We start from the raw sequence: 255 nt of genomic DNA on the forward strand, positions 1-255 counted from the left end.
TTCCCCCTTAGTTCAGTTGGTAGAACGGCGGACTGTTAATCCGTATGTCGCAGGTTCGAGTCCCGCAGGGGGAGCCAATTTAAAATTCACAGTCATTAAGACTTGGATTTCTAGCATATAACTGCGACTTACTCGTTCCGGAGTAATTGTCTCAGAGCTAGCCGCCCGCGTTGAGTCACGCAGGGGGAGCCACTTTTAGTGTGCCGACTTAGCTCAGTAGGTAGAGCAACTGACTTGTAATCAGTAGGTCACCAG

General features: G+C 49.8%; 1 tRNA gene. It reads left to right on the forward strand.

Annotation, left to right across the window (positions count from 1 at the left end):
- Position 1 precedes the first annotated feature (1 nt).
- Positions 2-77 (forward strand) — tRNA-Asn (locus R2X38_RS26705).
- The last annotated feature ends 178 nt before the right edge of the window (positions 78-255 follow it).

The sequence above is a fragment of the Photobacterium rosenbergii genome (genome assembly GCF_033022775.1).
Taxonomy (GTDB): domain Bacteria; phylum Pseudomonadota; class Gammaproteobacteria; order Enterobacterales; family Vibrionaceae; genus Photobacterium; species Photobacterium rosenbergii_A.